The sequence below is a fragment of the Holdemanella sp. MSK.7.32 genome, assembly GCF_024460475.1.
GTDB lineage: Bacteria > Bacillota_I > Bacilli_A > Erysipelotrichales > Erysipelotrichaceae > Holdemanella.
The window spans coordinates 1-16,309 of sequence record NZ_JANFYN010000002.1 but is presented as its reverse complement, the minus strand read 5'-3'; the positions used below and the strand labels follow the sequence as shown (position 1 = coordinate 16,309).

Here is a 16,309-nt window from a genome sequence, read left to right as displayed (position 1 = left end):
CTTTTATTCTATTTTACCCCAATTACTATAGGGTTTCCAATTTTCATAAGGCAACATATGATGTAAATGATCCATCACTTTCGATTGAGAAGAATACAATTGAATGATATCCAATTTCTTATCATAATCTATTTTGGATAATTTCTTTTCATTCTCTAATTTAGCCTTGTTTTTCTTTGATGTATACGTACCAAAATATATAAGCTGATCTGTCTTATCTTCTTTTTTTAAAATCATAGTAACATACTTAGATACCTTTTTATGATGGATATGACCATATTCTCCATCTGGATTATGCGTTACAATTTTGCACCAATCCTTAGAATCGATTTCTTTTTTGATTTCTCTTTGGATATCCTTTTTACAAGATTTCCAGTTATCACGCTTACCCTTTGTCTTATCAGGAAAAGATAAAATAATACCTTTAGAATGTGTTTTCTCCATGACTTTCATAAATTCTTTTTTTCTTTTTTTATTGTTTCCATTCGTAATACATAAAACCGTGTAATTTCCATTGATTAAATGAGATCCACCCCAAATTGTTTCATCATCCGGATGGGCCACAATCATTAAAGATTCAGGCTCTTGGGCATGAATTACAGATGTATTTAGACAAAGTATTAAACTTAAGATGCATAATAATAACTTTTTCACACTTATCACCAAAAAAATTCTATCAAACATTTCTTAACACTCTACTTATGCATTTCTTAAATCTTCTTAATATATTTAGGAAAGTTTAATATTTCCTTTTGTCGATACTTAAGATTTATTTTGTATAGTAAAACCATGAAAAAGAGAGATACGTTTTACATTACAATACTATTTATATTACCCATTTTATTTGTGCTCTGTGTATCCACATATTCCATGTATGGATCAAAGTTAGATTGGTTATCCCAACATATATCTTTGGCAGACTATTTTTGACAGACCCAACAATTACTTCCAGATAGTTTTGCGAATCTTCAAGGACAAGCCAATGCCTTTAGCTTTTCATATTATGGACTATTAAGGCCAGACGTTTTAGTTTCTTATTTATTTCCAAATATTCCAATACATTTCTTTATTATAGGTTATGCAACACTTCTATGGTCATCTACAGGAGGACTTTGTTATTACTGGCTAAGAAATAAAGGATACAAAGACACAGTAAGCTTCTTTTCAAGCGTGTGTTGCATATGCGCCAATTGCTTCTTTCAGTCCCACCAACAAATCATGTTTGTAGAAATTTTACCCTTTTTATTTCTTTCATTCATTCTAATCGATAAAAATAAAAGACAATGGATTAGTCTATGTGTAGTTATGGCACTTTTCCATAACTATTTCTATACACCAGGCATGATATTGATTCTGCTTTTATATGATTATGATCAAAACCATATGATAAAAGATATTCTGATTCCGATTCTTATTGGTATTGGTATGGCTACGATTTTATGGCTGCCAACCGGATATTTGATTTTAAACAATCATAAATCTGTTGTACAAACCAACCTATTCAATTTATTAATCCCAAACGTTACTTTAAAAGGACTTGTCTATGATAGCTATGGATGTGGATTGACTGTGATTAGCTGGATTGCCCTATTTCAAGGAATTCAATTTGAAAAGACAAGGAAACTATCGATTCTGTTGATTTTAATGTTTGTTTTTCCAATGTTCTCTTATATATTGAATGGAACTTTATATGCACGCACAAAAATATTGGTGCTATGTTTACCACTCGTGCTTATGATCCTTTCCTATTGGTTACAAGAAAGAAAGTTGAATAAAGGTTTACTTGTTTTAGCTAGTTTATTTCTTTGTACAAAAACAACACTTCTTGGATTATTAATTTCACTTGTGCTTATTGGCTATTACTTTATGGATAAAAAAGAATGTCTAATGACGTATGCCCTTGTACCTATGATTGTCTTTACAGGATTCAACTACAATCAGTGTTTAGATTTAAAACTCTATAATTCAATGTATTCCAAGGATAAACAAAAATTGATGCAAAGAAATGATTTGAAACAAAGAACAGCCGATTTAGATCAGGTGGGTTATAGTGTCAATCACATATATGATTTAAAAGAAATGAAGGCATCAAGTTATACGTCAACAAGCAATTCTTTATATAACACTTTCATTTATGACATTATAAAAAGTCCGATTTCCCAATCCAATCGAACAATCATAACGGATAGTGAGAATTATTTATATTTGAGTATGATGGGGATTCAAAATGTATTGAGTAAAGACTCTAATTTATATGGATATAAAGAAGTAGATAGTAAAGGAAAATATAAATTATTGAAGAATAAAAATGTATTTCCAATGGTCTATGTCACAAGTGATACGTTGAGTGAATCTGAGTTTGATAAACTCTTTTATCCATATAATTTGGATACCATCTATAATCGTACGATTGTGAATGGTGAAACAAGTAATGATTATGCCTCAAAGATGAAACTTATAAAGAATTTAGATCAATCGATTTTGATTCAGAACAAAAAGAAAACGAAAAAAATAATACCCATTGATTTTGATGCTAAAAATAAACTGATCTGTATTGATTTTGATATAAAGAATTATACGAATAAAAAAGTTTTTATATCTATAAACGGAATGAAGAATACATTGTCAAAAAAACATTCTGTATATCCAAACGGAAATAAACATTTTACGTATATTCTTTCTAGAAAAGAATTAAAACAATTTGATGTTACTTTATCCAAAGGAAAATATAAGATATCCAATATTCGTGTATATACATGTGATATGGGTGCTTTTAAAAGAAGTGTAACGAAAGTAAATGAGATGAGATCAGATGCTGTGTTTAAAGGACAGGTAAACGTAAAGAAGGATGGCTATCTTGTAACTTCATATCCTTATGAAAAGGGATATGAAATATATATGGATGGAAAAAAACAGGATGTTGAAATTGTGAATAAGGCTTTTGTGGGATGCAAAATCAAAAAAGGAAGCCACACAATTACGATTCAATTTCATGCGCCATTAAAAAAACTAGGACTATGTATAAGTGTTCTTTCAATTATGATAGGAGGATTATGGATATGGAAAAAGTCAAAGAATTTATAAGCTATGGAATCGTTGGAGTTATGACAACTCTTGTGAATTATATGGTTTATTTTATAAGTTTAAAAATAGGAATCCATTGGCTAATTAGTAATAGTTTAGCTTGGATGGTAGCCGTTATTTTTGCGTATTTTTCAAACCGTAAAGTTGTATTTCATTCAAGTAATGATATGAAAAAAGAGTGTATTGAGTTTTTTGGACTTCGATTTATGACATTACTTGTTGAAAACCTACTATTGGCTATTTGTATTGATGGCTTACATATTTCAAATTTATTATCTAAGATTTTAGTCAGTGTGATTACTGTTTTGGCCAATTATTTCTTATGTAAATCCCATATATTTTCTAAGAAGGAGGAAATGTTGTATGAACAAAATTAGCGTTGTCGTTCCTTGTTTTAACGAAGAAGAAGTTCTTTCTATGTTTTATAAAAAGACAAGTGAAGTATTGAATGAAATAGAAGGAATCACCTATGAATTGTTGTTTGTGGACGATGGATCCAAGGATCATACAAAAGATATATTAAGAGCATTAAGCTTAAAGGATGATCGTTGTGAATTTGTTTCTTTTTCTAGAAACTTCGGTAAAGAAGCTGCCATGTTTGCCGGATTAAAGAAATCAAGTGGCGATTATGTTGTGATCATGGATGCCGATTTGCAGCATCCTCCTGTCTTATTAAAAGAAATGTATAAGGCGGTTAGTGAAGAAGGCTATGCTTGTTGTGCAGGAAAAAGAGTGGACCGTACGGGTGAAGGTAAGATTCGTAACTTTTTATCGCATACCTTTTATAAAGTGATGCAGAAGATGTGCAAAATGGATATGAGCGATGGTTGTGGTGATTTTCGTATGATGTCAAGACAAATGGTGGATGCGATTCTAGAATTAAAAGAATACAATCGTTATATGAAAGGATTATTTTCTTTTGTAGGATTTGATACAAAATGGATTGAATTCCATAATGTACAACGAGCAGCAGGTAATTCTAAATGGAATTTCTCTAAACTATTCGCATATGCGATGGAAGGTATGTTTTCCTTTTCTATAGCACCGATTGTATGGATTGGAAATATAGGGACCGTTATTATGATTTCATCGATTATAATGGCTATATTTGGACTATTAGTACATGTCACATCCATGTTTCATTTAGTATGTTTGATCCTGTTCTTGAGTGGACTTCAAATGTTATTTGTGGCCATTTTAGGTCAATATACGACAAAAGATTATATGGAAAGTAAACAAAGACCGATCTATATAGTAAAAGAAACCAGCAAGAATTTAAGCTAGTCTCTTAATGTGATTTCAATCACTGTGTCAATTGGATCTGGACAATGGTGTGAATTGGAATCAATATGGATAAATGTATAGTCAGGAAAACTTTCTGCGTTCCAAGGCGTTTGAATTTTGATTTGAGAATGATCAGACAATCTTCTTATGCCTTGGATTTTTTCTTTTCGAATTTTAATAGGTATATCAAAAATACTCTCATCTAAAATATGCGCATAAATTTTATTTCCCTTTTGTGTGTATCTTCCCCATTCGGGTTTATCTAATTCACATTTTGTGCATCCATAAATAGAAGCTTCATTTAATTTCATCCATTCCCTGATTTCATTCAATACTTGGATAGATTCTTTAGGAAATTGTCCTCTAGCATCCGGTCCCACATTTAAAATCATATTTCCTCCCTTGGATACACATTCAACTAGAGTACGGATGATTAGCTTAGCAGATTTATAATTCGTGTCCTTAGCGCAATATCCCCAATGTTCATTCATAGTGATGCAAGCTTCCCAAGGCACAGGTAAACCTTGAGGAGGAATCATTTGTTCAGGTGAAGTAAAATCACCGGCTGTAAAACTAGGATGTGCATCCATAATGGTTCCAGGATGTACACCATCTCCTTCTAGACGATTGTCGATGATCATGTCTGGCTGGTAAGTTCTTGCCATTGTTACGATTTTGTGGGCATCCCATACATCTTTTGTCATATTGTCATAAGAAAAGTCAAACCACATGATATCCAACTTTCCATAGTTTGTAAGTAATTCCTTGATTTGAGTATGCATATAATTCAAATAGTTTGAAAAACAAATCGGTTTATCATATTTTACATTGTTTCTTTCTGGATGATGTCGATCTTTATAGTGAGGATAGTCCGGATGATGCCAATCAAGTAGGGAATAATATAGACCGACTTTTAATCCTTCTTCTCTAAACGCATCTAAAAATTCTCTGACATAATCATGATTTGCCTTCCAATCTGTAGTCTTTGTATCAAACATACAATATCCATCGTGGTGTTTGGCAGTCATTACGGCATATTTCATACCGGCTTTTTTGGCCAATTTAGCCCATTGGTGTGGATCAAATAGATCTGGGTCAAATTCATTCGCAAAAGGAATATAATCTTCTTCTTTCATTTCTTCGTTGCTTCTGACCCATTCACCTCGTGCTGGAATGGAATAGATTCCCCAATGGATAAAAAGTCCGAATCTAGATTTTTGAAACTCTGTAATATTCATAAGATCTCCTTTAGAAAAGTGGTTCTTGTAGCTGCTTTCTTTGAAGTGCAATGCCTGGTTTGGATAAGATTTCCTGGGTTCTAGAAATATCTTTTAACCAAGGATCTATATCTTCTTTTTCAAGTATGACTGGCATTCGATAATGCACAGGTTTTACATATGCATTGGCATCCGTGGTAACAATGACAAGGTGATCATCAATAAGAATTCCTGCAAAATAGAGAATGTGATCGCAATAAAATTCCACTTTATTTTTACCTAAATCCCACTCGTAGAAACTTCCAGCAGGCACAATACAATGCATGGAATCTTTAAATAAAGGCTTTTCTAAGAGCGTTTCTTGTCTAGCATTTAAAATTAAATTGTTGGTTTTATACCCAAATGGCACCATTTTCTTTTGGTTTCGAGTAAGTACAAGACATTTGTCACTTGGATGAATGTCTTTTTCTTCTAAACCAAAGGCTTTGGCTACTTTAGGTGTATATCGAAAGCTTGTACACATACTAGAAGTATATCATAAGAAAGAGGTTGTAAGAACTTGTGAAAAACAGATAAAAAAGGGTGTATTAATGATCAATACATCACGTGGTGAAATTATTGATACCAATGCATTGATTGAAGGTCTTGAAAATGGCATTATTGGTGGAGCAGGCATTGATTCTTTTGAAAATGAACAGGAAGTTATCCACATTGACCATAATTATAATGTTATTAAGAATCGAGACTTATTGATATTAAAGGCTTATCCTAATGTGATCGTAACACCGCATGCAGCCTTCTATACAGATCAAGTATCTTATGATATGGTGCATTGTTCATTGGAAAGTCTAAAGAATTTAGTCAATAATCAAGAATGTAGATATCAATTAAATTAAGGACAAGAGAAATCTTGTTCTTTTTTTCTTCGACAGCAAACATAGATTTATGCTTTATATAAAGTGAATGTGAAAAATATAATGTTGTATGTGTATATTTAATGTCTATTTCACATTGGCACTGTAATTTAGCTTCTTATTGAATTAATCAAAAAGAAATGAATAAACAATATAAAAACTACCTACGCCAACTCTCACAAAGTTTGTAGGTAGTTTTTACTGCAAAATTCTCCAGAACTTACATATTTGTATGTTCTTTTTTGTATCCTTATCTTAGCATGAAAGAAAAGATTAAAAAACTTTTTAATCGCTATTGGCGTAATTTATTCTTGAGGAACGCTTTAAGTTAGAGTATACTAACCATAAAGTTAGATATAACTAACAGGAGAATGATTATGAAGAAATGTATAGAATTTAATGGGGTATCAAAAAAGTATGAAGTAGGAGAAAAAGCATTTTATGCATTGGATGATGTTTCTTTTTCGATTGATCAACATGAAATGGTTGTGATTTTAGGCCCAAGTGGAGCGGGTAAGTCGACACTTTTAAATATTATGGGTGGAATGGATCATGTGACTGATGGAAAAGTATATATGGATGGGCTCGATATTAGTGGGTATAGTGAAAAAGAATTAACGGATTATCGTGCTGAAAATATTGGGTTTATTTTTCAGTTTTATAATATTTTGCCGACACTGACGGTGAAGGAAAATGTGGATTTGATTCATGATGTAGTAAAAAACGCAAAGGATTCCATTGAAATATTGAATAAAGTTGGTTTAGGTGGACAAGAAAACAAATTTCCGAATCAATTAAGTGGAGGGGAGCAGCAGCGTGTATCGATTGCACGTGCCATTGCGAAAAATCCAAAACTTCTTCTTTGCGATGAACCTACTGGGGCTTTAGATTCAAATACGGGAGTAGAGATTTTAAAGTTATTACGCGAATGTACAAAAGACAATACAGTTGTGATTGTAACGCACAATGCGTTGATTGCAGATGTGGCGGATCGTGTAATTCGTTTAAAGAATGGAAAAATTATTGAGAATGTTGTGAATAAACAACCAAAGAACATAGATGAGGTGAACTGGTAATGTTGAGAAGAAAACTATATCGTGATCTTTGGCATTATAAGGGACAATTCTTTACAATTTTTCTGATGGTGTTTATTGGAATGTTGGCATTTAGTGGTATCCATGGCTATATGGATGGTATGGATGAAAGTGCTAAAGAGTATTATAAAGAATATAATTTACAGGATCTATGGATTACAAATACGAATGTTGCAGATTCGGATTTAGAGAAATTAAAGTCTATGGATCATATAAGTGATGTAAATCGAGCATTGGTTTTAAATTCAAAATTAAAGGGATACAAAGATGTGACTTTAGAAACAAATGTTTTGGAAGAGAATACAATTTCTAAAATGCATATTGTTGAGGGGGAAAAGTATGCATCGAATAAAAAGGGATTATGGTTTGATAGTTATTTGGCGAATCATTTAAATATTCATGTGGGAGATACTTTAAAGTTGGATGTTTCTGGACAGACTTTGAAGCTAAAAGTTAAGGGGTTAGTAAACACACCGGATCATGTTTATTTTGTGAAAGATTCTACAGAAATATTTCCAACACATCAAAACTATGGCTTTGTATATATGTCCGCTCAAACTTTTCAAGACGCAATGCATGTGGATGTTACATATAATAAGGCTTATGTAGATGTGGATAAGAAAAATAATGTGTCATCAGTAAAAAAAGAGATTCAAAAGGATTTTAATTTTTTATCTGTAACAGATCGTGACAATTCTTTTTCATATGCAGGTTACCAAGCGGAAGTAGAAGAAGGTCAAACTTATGCACCTGTATTTACGGGATTGTTTTTAATGATTGCAATTTTAAGTGTAATGAGTACAATGAATCGTTTTGTTCGCCAACAAAGAGTGCAGATTGGTACTTTAAAAGCACTTGGATTTAAAAATCGAAAAATCTATATCCATTATATTGGGTTTGGTTTTATGATTAGCTTGATTGCGGCTGTATTAGGTGTTGTGGTTGGATATCTAACAATTGGTCAATTCTTTATTGATATGGAAGCTAGTTATTTTGAAATGCCAAATATACATACTGTATTGTTGCCGGTTGTGATTCAAACAGCAGTTTTGGTTGTAGCTTTGATTTCTTTAGTAACGTACCTTTCTTCAAGAAAGATTTTAAAGGAAACGGCAAGTGAGGCTTTGCGTCTAGAAGTGCCAAAGGTAAAAAAGAATAGTTTGGATTGGTCTGTAAAATTTAATAAATGTAAATTATCGACAAGATGGAATATTCGAGATATAGCTCGCAATAAAGGAAGAAGTATTGCAGCATGTGTTGGAATTATTGGATGTACAATGTTACTTGTATGTTCGTTTGGTTTGTGGGATACGATTGAATCTTATATGGATTGGGAATATAAAATAATCAATACATATCAATATAAAATTAGTTTAAATAGTGATTATACAAAAGAACAATATGATCATTTAACTCACTTGTATGGAGCAGCCACAAGTAAAAGTGTTGCGATTGAATTTAAAAATAAGGGAAAAACCGAAACAAGATCGATGCTTGTATTGGATGGAAAAGATAAATTGAATATCACAGATCATGATGAAAAAGTTATGTCTGTTCAATCAAATGGAATCTATTTAACAGAAAAACTAGCTGAAAAGTATGGGATTCAAGTAGGGGACAAAGTTACTTGGCATTTGACTGGAGATTCTTCTTGGCATACAAGTAAGGTTATTAGCTTGAATCGTGATCCTCAAACACAACAATTCACAATGTCAAAGAAATATTTTGAAAAGTTAGGATATACATATCGTCCAGATTCTATTTATACAAATGAAAAGGCTAAAAAAATAGATGGTGTTTCTAAAGTTAGCAGTATTGAATCGATTCAAGAAGGTGTAGAGAGTATGCTTGAAGCGATGAAGTCGATGATGGTTTTATTAATTGTATTTGCGGCCTTATTAGGCTGTGTCATCTTATATAACTTGGGCGTGTTATCATTTACTGAAAAACAATATCAGTTTGCGACTTTAAAGGTGTTAGGTTTTAAGGATAAACAAATCAAAGAAATCTTTATCAAACAAAACACATGGATCATGTTGGTGGGAATGGTGATTGGTTTGCCACTAGGCTATTATATGTTGTCGTATATTTATACAAATGCTTTAAATGAGACATATGATTTTCCAGCCGTTGTAGAATGGATTTCTTATGTGTACGCAATCATAGGAACCGTTTTAGTTTCGTATGTAATGAATAAGTTGTTGGCAAGAAAAATTAAAACAATTGATATGGTTTCAAGCTTAAAAGCCAATGAATAATTCGAATTTATTCGACAGTTGTTTATAATATTTACTTTAAATAAAGTATAAATTAAAAATAAAATGTTGTATGTAAAAAGAGCTTTTAAGCTAGAAATCTCTTTTCTTGATTGAATTTTCAATTTATAGTTTAGGCCGGAAAAAGTGTATGATTTTACTAAATTGAGACTAGAAAAAATGTAAAAGATCTTTATATAAAGGAAAAAAGCCTATATCTTCATGAAAGGTATAGGCTTTTTTATGTGTTTATTAATTAATGTGTTTATCTTTAAATTGTAAACGAGCTAAGGCTCTTGCCATACTGGCTTGTGACATATAATATTCACGAATGGATTGTTTTTGTCTCATTCTTTCTTTAGCACGTTCTAAAGATTCTTTGGCTCTTCTTGCGTCTAGTTCTTCTTGTGTTTCACATGTATCAACTAAAACTTCGGCTTGGTTGTTTGAAAAGATCATGGATCCTAATCCACTAACAACTTCAATTTCAGAATTATCTTCTTTTCGAATTTTTAAAAGTCCAGGCGTTATCGCATAGATGGCTTTGGCATGATGTGCAAGAAATTGTTTACTTCCATTTGGCGTATGTATTGTTAATACTTGTGCTTTACCATTATAAAACACGTGATCACTGGCCATGATTTTTAAATCAAAAAGTTCCATAATTATACTTCTTTCGCTTTTTCTTTGACTTCTTCAATGGTTCCTACATTGAAAAAAGCACTTTCAGGATATTCGTCCATTTCTCCATCTAAGATTGCTTTAAAGCCTTTGATTGTATCTTGTAGAGGAACATATTTTCCTGGAATTGAAGTAAATTGTTCAGCTACATGGAATGGTTGAGCCATAAAGTTACGTAAACGACGGGCTCTAGCTACAACGGTTTTATCTTCATCACTTAGTTCATCCATTCCTAGAATGGCAATAATATCTTGTAGTTCTTTATATTTTTGAAGGTATTGTAAAACACGTTGAGCTGTTTCATAGTGTTCTTCACCTACAATATCGGGTTGAAGAATTCTTGAACTTGATTCAAGTGGATCTACAGCAGGATAAATACCTTGTTCAACAACTTTACGAGATAAGACGGTTGTCGCATCCAAATGTTCGAATGTTGTTGCAGGAGCAGGGTCAGTTAAATCATCTGCAGGAACGTATACAGCTTGTACACTAGTAACAGATCCATTTTTTGTGGAAGAAATACGTTCTTGAAGTTGTCCCATTTCATTAGCTAAAGTAGGTTGATATCCAACGGCAGATGGCATACGTCCAAGTAAAGAAGAAACTTCTGATCCAGCTTGTACAAAACGGAAGATGTTGTCGATAAATAATAATACATCTTTATGTTCAACATCACGGAAATATTCGGCCATAGTCAGTCCGGTTTCGGCAACACGCATTCTGGCTCCTGGACTTTCGTTCATTTGTCCAAAGACAAGTGCAGTGTTCTTGATTACACCGGATTCACTCATTTCAGTATATAAATCGTTTCCTTCACGACTTCTTTCTCCAACACCTGTAAAGATGGAATAGCCTCCATGCTCACTGGCAATATTTCGAATCAATTCTTGGATCAGTACGGTTTTTCCAACGCCGGCACCTCCAAATAATCCAATCTTTCCACCCTTGGCATATGGTGCTAATAAGTCAATAACTTTGATTCCTGTTTCAAGAACTTCTGTAACAGGAGATTGATCTTCAAATTTTGGTGGTTTTCTGTGAATAGGCCAATATGTATCTGTATCAATCGCTTCTTTTCCATCGATTGTATCTCCCAAAACATTAAACAAACGACCTAAATTTTGTGTTCCAACTGGAATTTCAATGCCCATTCCTGTAGATAAGACAGGCATATCTTTTTGTAAGCCTTCACTAGGCGATAACATGATACAACGAACTGTATCGGTTCCAATGTGCTGCATAACTTCCATTACAACTTTTTTGCCGTGGTTATCAACCTGCAAAGCGGTTTGAATATATGGAAGTGGCGTTTCATCAAAATGTACGTCTACAACAGGACCCATAACTTGTGTGATTTTTCCTATTTGCATGTGGATTGACTCCTTTTCTTCTTTTGTAGCTGTTGCCTTCTAGCTTTGGCACCAGCTGCAACCTCTGTTATTTCTTGTGTGATTTTTGCTTGTCTTTGACGATTGTATTGTAAAGATAAACTGTTTAATAATTCTTCACCGTTTTTATTTGCTGAATCCATTGCCTGCATACGCGCAAAGTTTTCGGATGCATAAGATTCAACAAGGGCACTATAAATAAACCCAGATAAATAATCAGGGATGACAATGTTTAATAATTCAGCAGGGCTTGGCTCCAACTGAATGGAGTGAATGGTTTGTCCACCAACTTCAACTTCCTGATTTAAACGATACAAAGGAAGTAACTGTTCAACATCGACCGTAAATTGATTGTGTTGATCCATACGTGTATAGATAATTAATACTTCATCGATTGTTTTTTCAGCATACAGTTCAAGCATTTTACTCGAAATGGATCTTGCACGACTCAAAGTTGGATTTTGCGCTGTATATAGAAAACTTTCTTCAACCGGAATGTGTCGTCTTAAAAAGTATTGTCTTCCAACTTCTCCAATCATATAGAGCTTATAGTTTGGATGAGCCTTAATGATTTGTTCAGTTAGCTTTAAAACATTAAGGTTGTAGGCACCGGCCAACCCTTTATCTCCAGTAACACATATGATGGCCTTATTTTGATGCTTCTCGTCAATATATTCTCGACTATCTAAGTAAGGATGTTCAAAGTGATCAGGAAGATTTTGAAGAATTGTCAAAATTTGTTTTCGTAATGAGTAAAAATAAGGATCGGTATTTGCGGATTTTTGTTTGGCCGTATTCATTTTGGTTGAAGAAATCATATACATGGCTTTTGTGATCTTCATAGTCGATTGAATACCATTCATTCGATCTTTGATTTCTCGGATTTGTGACATTATTCTTGTCCTCTATATTGTTTGGCTAATGTAATGATTCTTGTCTTTAAATTGTCATCCATTTTTTTAGTTGTGTTGATCTCACGACTGATTTCACTGTGATTTTCATTAAACCAATCTAATAATTTTGTTTCTTCTTTTTTGACTTGTTTTGAATTCAAATCATCTAGAATTCCTGCGTCTGCAACTACTAGAATAATAACCATGTCTGCATGTGACATAGGGTGGTTTAAAGGTTGTTTCAAAAGCTCCATAAGTACTTGTCCGTGTTGAAGTTGTCGTTTTGTCGCATCATCTAAATCGGAGGCAAATTGTGTAAACTCCTTCATTTCACGGTATTGAGCTAAATTGATACGTAAAGATCCAGATGCTTTCTTCATGGCTTTAGTTTGAGCGGCACCACCGACACGACTAACAGATAATCCAACATTAACAGCAGGTCTTTGTCCTTCAAAGAATAAATCACTTTCCAAGAAGATTTGTCCATCTGTAATTGAAATAACGTTGGTTGGAATATATGCACTTACATCTCCATCTTGGGTTTCGATGATTGGAAGAGCTGTGATGGATCCTCCTGAATTTAATCTAGAAGAACGTTCTAGTAGTCTAGAATGTAAATAGAATACATCACCTGGATAGGCTTCACGTCCTGGAGATCTTCCTAGTAATAAGGAGATCGTACGATAGGCAACAGCATGCTTGCTTAAATCATCGTAGACAATAAGTACGTCTTTGCCTTGATGCATAAAGTATTCAGCTAGAGAAGTCGCAGAATAAGGGGCAATATATTGTAGACTGGCTGAATCGGCAGCTGTAGAGTTTACAATAACGGTATATCCCATCGCATCATTTTTCTTTAATGTATTGACTAGGTTAGCCACTGTACTTGCCTTTTGGGCAATAGAGACATAAATACAAATACAGTCTTTTCCTTTTTGATTTAGTATAGTATCTAATGCGATGGAAGTTTTACCCGTTTGACGATCCCCAATGATTAATTCACGCTGTCCTCTTCCAATAGGGAACATAGAATCGATGGATAGAATACCGGTTTCCATAGGAGTTGTGACAGGTTTACGGTCAATAATGCTTGGGGCGGGTTCTTCGATAGGACGCATTTCAGCGGCTTCAATAGGACCAAGTCCATCAATTGGATTTCCAAGTGGATCCACGACACGTCCTAGAAAATTAGAGCTGACTGGCATACCTGCTTGTTTTTTTGTTCGAGAAACCTTTGTACCTTGACCAATAGTACCTTCTGTATCAAATAGAATAACACCGATGTTTTCGGTTGTGATATCGAGTACCATTCCTTTTGTACCATTCTCAAAAACAACAACTTCTCCATACATCGCATGATCTAGTCCCGAAATGGTTGCGATACCATCTCCAATTGTTTCGACATAGCCAACTTCATTTTCTTGGGAAGTGGCTTCAAATTGTTCGATAGCCTCTTTTAAAATGGACATAAGTGTTCCATCTTTTTTCATTTGAATAGCTTTATCTCGAGCCGCCTGAATTTGTTCTTGAAGCTGTTGTTGGCGAGAACGCGTAGACCAATCGTATTCATCGTTGTTTGCGCTTAGAATAAAGCCTCCACGTACACTTGGATCAATAGAGATAGTTAGTGTGATATTTTCGGCCTGGTATTTATTTTTAAGGAATGTCTTTATTTTTTCTTCTTGCGCTGCACTAGGCCTTGTTACACAGCGTAAGTTTGCGTTTAAATTTTCGTTGTTCATTTATTTCATTTCCTTTAAAAAATCATCATATAGTTTTTCATCGCTCTTTGTATTTGTGATTTTATCAGCCGCTTTATTGATCAAATCCGCAATTTCAGATTTAGCTTTTGCCTTTTCCTCATTGGCAGCTTCAATCGTTTTGGTGCGTGCTTGTTCAATCATTTCATCGGATTTCTTGTTTGCATCCGCAATAATTTGTTCGTATTCAAGGCTGGCTTTTTCTTTTGCATCCGCTAGCATGCCATCACAAATTGTTTGCATATTTTCAAGCTGTTGATCTGCTTTATTTTTTGATTCAAGAGCTTCTTGTTTCTTTTGATTTGCCAAGGCAAAATCAGATTCTATTTCTTGTTTTCTCTTTTCAAGAATGTCATGTACTGGTTGAAATAGAAAATGTTTCATCAGTGCATATAAAATAAGTAGATTGATGATTGTCCAAAGAATATTGGAATCAATTCTTAACATAGATTATCCCACCTATTTCACCATTAAGATGATTAAAATACCTAATACAAATCCGTAGATGGCTGTTGCTTCGGCTAATGCGGCACCAATTAATAAAGTACTACGAATTTTCCCGTGAGCTTCTGGCTGCTGGGCGATGGCTTTTACGGCACTGCTTGTCGCAAAACCAATACCTAATCCTCCACCAATAACGGCAAGTGCTGCCATTCCAACTCCGATTGCTGTTAAACTCATTTTTATTTCCTCCTAATTTTATTCTGTTTCTGTCGCTTCTGCGATAAATAGTGATGTTAAAAAGACGAATACATAAGCTTGAATGAATCCATCAAAGAAATCAAAGTACAAGCTAAATACAGTAGGTATAAAGACAGGAACGACCATTTTGATCATTTCCATAATGACGAAGGCACCAATGACATTACCAAATAGACGCATACACAGTGATAAAGGACGTGTAAACACTTCAAGAATATTGATGGGTGTAACAACGGCGACGGGTTGAGTAAAGCTTTTGATCCAGCCTTTCATGCCTTTAGCTCGTATTCCACTGATTTCAATCAATACAATGCTCATAAGTGCTAGTGCGATAGTGACATTCATATCTTTGGTCGGGGGTTTCATACCAAAGATACCAATGATATTCGCAAGACCTATATATAATAGGATGGTTGAAATGTAGGTACTGTATTCTTTGGCATTTTCACCAAGCATGGAGATTGTGAATTTATCTAGCCATATGACAATACTTTCCGCTACAATTTGTTTCTTGCCTGGATTATGAACTTTGAGTCCTCGTGTTAACCAAGCAGAAAGTAAAACAAGTATAGCCATGACAACCCATGTGATGACAACAGATTCACTAATCGCAAAGGGACCGATAGTAAACGCGGTGTCAACGTTTAACTGGTCGAGTAGTTCTTTTGTGAACTCTTCCATAGCTCCTCCTTTCAAAACAATAAAAAACGATGGAGATAATCCGTGAATTTACGAATTAAGACAAAATTCGTTTTTCTATACGCTCGTATTTTAGTTCTCATGATTTTGAAATTCAAGTCTTTTTATCAATGTAAACGTTATCTGTTTTGTATGATAATGTTTTTATATGTTGTGTACATATGGTATATATGTCTGAATAACATAATTGACTTTGTTTTACGTTTAAATCAAAAAAAAGGAAGATTCGATCTTCCTCTCAGATTGTTGACAAAAGCCTATACCTTTTCGTAAGGACATAGGTTTTTTATTGTATATAGGCAATTTTCGAAATGAAATTGTCTTTTTTTGTATATTTT

Annotated in this window: 16 protein-coding genes; 6 read left to right on the top strand and 10 right to left on the bottom strand. The window is 33.7% G+C overall.

The features are described 5' to 3' along the window. Nucleotides 1-3: 3 nt before the first annotated feature. The gene (locus NE544_RS00710) at nt 4-654 is read right to left on the bottom strand and encodes a PIG-L family deacetylase (protein WP_256267999.1); all 651 of its coding nucleotides are present in this window, start codon (nt 652-654) and stop codon (nt 4-6) included. Between the two features lie 729 nt (nt 655-1,383). Here NE544_RS00710 and NE544_RS00705 point away from each other — a divergent pair. The 3 genes from NE544_RS00705 to NE544_RS00695 are packed head-to-tail and all read left to right on the top strand — an operon-like array spanning nt 1,384 to nt 4,368. After that, nucleotides 1,384-3,084: a YfhO family protein gene (locus NE544_RS00705; protein ID WP_256267998.1), complete on the top strand. Its 1,701-nt coding sequence runs from the start codon at nt 1,384-1,386 to the stop codon at nt 3,082-3,084. Continuing rightward, nucleotides 3,060-3,461 carry a GtrA family protein gene (locus NE544_RS00700; RefSeq protein WP_118114448.1) on the top strand — a complete coding sequence of 134 codons (402 nt, stop codon included), beginning with the start codon at nt 3,060-3,062 and terminating at the stop codon, nt 3,459-3,461. The genes NE544_RS00705 and NE544_RS00700 overlap by 25 nt, the downstream gene beginning before the upstream one ends. Beyond that, nucleotides 3,448-4,368: a glycosyltransferase family 2 protein gene (locus NE544_RS00695; protein ID WP_256267997.1), complete on the top strand. Its 921-nt coding sequence runs from the start codon at nt 3,448-3,450 to the stop codon at nt 4,366-4,368. The genes NE544_RS00700 and NE544_RS00695 overlap by 14 nt, the downstream gene beginning before the upstream one ends. Here the strand turns inward: NE544_RS00695 and NE544_RS00690 are convergent. After that, nucleotides 4,365-5,606 (bottom strand): alpha-L-fucosidase, encoded by a 1,242-nt coding sequence (locus NE544_RS00690; RefSeq protein WP_256267996.1) that lies wholly within the window; start codon nt 5,604-5,606, stop codon nt 4,365-4,367. The genes NE544_RS00695 and NE544_RS00690 overlap by 4 nt on opposite strands. Before the next feature lie 10 nt (nt 5,607-5,616). Then, a complete protein-coding gene (locus NE544_RS00685; protein ID WP_256267995.1) occupies nt 5,617-6,108 on the bottom strand; it encodes an SOS response-associated peptidase family protein in 492 nt (163 codons plus the stop codon). On the opposite strand from NE544_RS00685, the gene NE544_RS00680 reads away from it, so the two are divergent. The 3 genes from NE544_RS00680 (at nt 6,044) to NE544_RS00670 (ending at nt 9,851) form a co-directional block, all read left to right on the top strand. Further along, nucleotides 6,044-6,481: an NAD(P)-dependent oxidoreductase gene (locus NE544_RS00680; protein WP_256267994.1), complete on the top strand. Its 438-nt coding sequence runs from the start codon at nt 6,044-6,046 to the stop codon at nt 6,479-6,481. The genes NE544_RS00685 and NE544_RS00680 overlap by 65 nt on opposite strands. Nucleotides 6,482-6,876: 395 nt before the next feature. Next, nucleotides 6,877-7,575 carry an ABC transporter ATP-binding protein gene (locus NE544_RS00675; protein ID WP_118114453.1) on the top strand — a complete coding sequence of 233 codons (699 nt, stop codon included), beginning with the start codon at nt 6,877-6,879 and terminating at the stop codon, nt 7,573-7,575. After that, the gene (locus tag NE544_RS00670) at nt 7,575-9,851 is read left to right on the top strand and encodes an ABC transporter permease (protein ID WP_256267993.1); all 2,277 of its coding nucleotides are present in this window, start codon (nt 7,575-7,577) and stop codon (nt 9,849-9,851) included. The genes NE544_RS00675 and NE544_RS00670 overlap by 1 nt, the downstream gene beginning before the upstream one ends. A 249-nt stretch (nt 9,852-10,100) precedes the next feature. On the opposite strand, the gene NE544_RS00665 is transcribed toward NE544_RS00670, so the two are convergent. The 7 genes from NE544_RS00665 to NE544_RS00635 are packed head-to-tail and all read right to left on the bottom strand — an operon-like array spanning nt 10,101 to nt 15,953. Beyond that, nucleotides 10,101-10,511, bottom strand: a complete 411-nt coding sequence (locus NE544_RS00665; protein WP_117925749.1) for a F0F1 ATP synthase subunit epsilon — start codon at nt 10,509-10,511, stop codon at nt 10,101-10,103. A 2-nt stretch (nt 10,512-10,513) separates the two neighbouring features. Further along, nucleotides 10,514-11,905, bottom strand: coding sequence for a F0F1 ATP synthase subunit beta (gene atpD, locus NE544_RS00660; protein ID WP_370866033.1), 1,392 nt, complete (start codon nt 11,903-11,905; stop codon nt 10,514-10,516). Then, nucleotides 11,890-12,810 (bottom strand): ATP synthase F1 subunit gamma, encoded by a 921-nt coding sequence (gene atpG, locus NE544_RS00655; RefSeq protein ID WP_256267992.1) that lies wholly within the window; start codon nt 12,808-12,810, stop codon nt 11,890-11,892. The genes atpD and atpG overlap by 16 nt, the downstream gene beginning before the upstream one ends. Then, entirely contained in the window at nt 12,810-14,552 is a 1,743-nt protein-coding gene (atpA, locus tag NE544_RS00650; RefSeq protein ID WP_256267991.1) for a F0F1 ATP synthase subunit alpha, read from the bottom strand. The genes atpG and atpA overlap by 1 nt, the downstream gene beginning before the upstream one ends. Beyond that, nucleotides 14,553-15,017 carry an ATP synthase F0 subunit B gene (locus tag NE544_RS00645; RefSeq protein WP_118114459.1) on the bottom strand — a complete coding sequence of 155 codons (465 nt, stop codon included), beginning with the start codon at nt 15,015-15,017 and terminating at the stop codon, nt 14,553-14,555. A 12-nt stretch (nt 15,018-15,029) separates the two neighbouring features. Beyond that, nucleotides 15,030-15,251, bottom strand: coding sequence for an ATP synthase F0 subunit C (gene atpE / locus NE544_RS00640; protein ID WP_040466409.1), 222 nt, complete (start codon nt 15,249-15,251; stop codon nt 15,030-15,032). 18 nt (nt 15,252-15,269) lie between these two features. Next, nucleotides 15,270-15,953 (bottom strand): F0F1 ATP synthase subunit A, encoded by a 684-nt coding sequence (locus NE544_RS00635; RefSeq protein ID WP_227992372.1) that lies wholly within the window; start codon nt 15,951-15,953, stop codon nt 15,270-15,272. Nucleotides 15,954-16,309 lie beyond the last annotated feature (356 nt).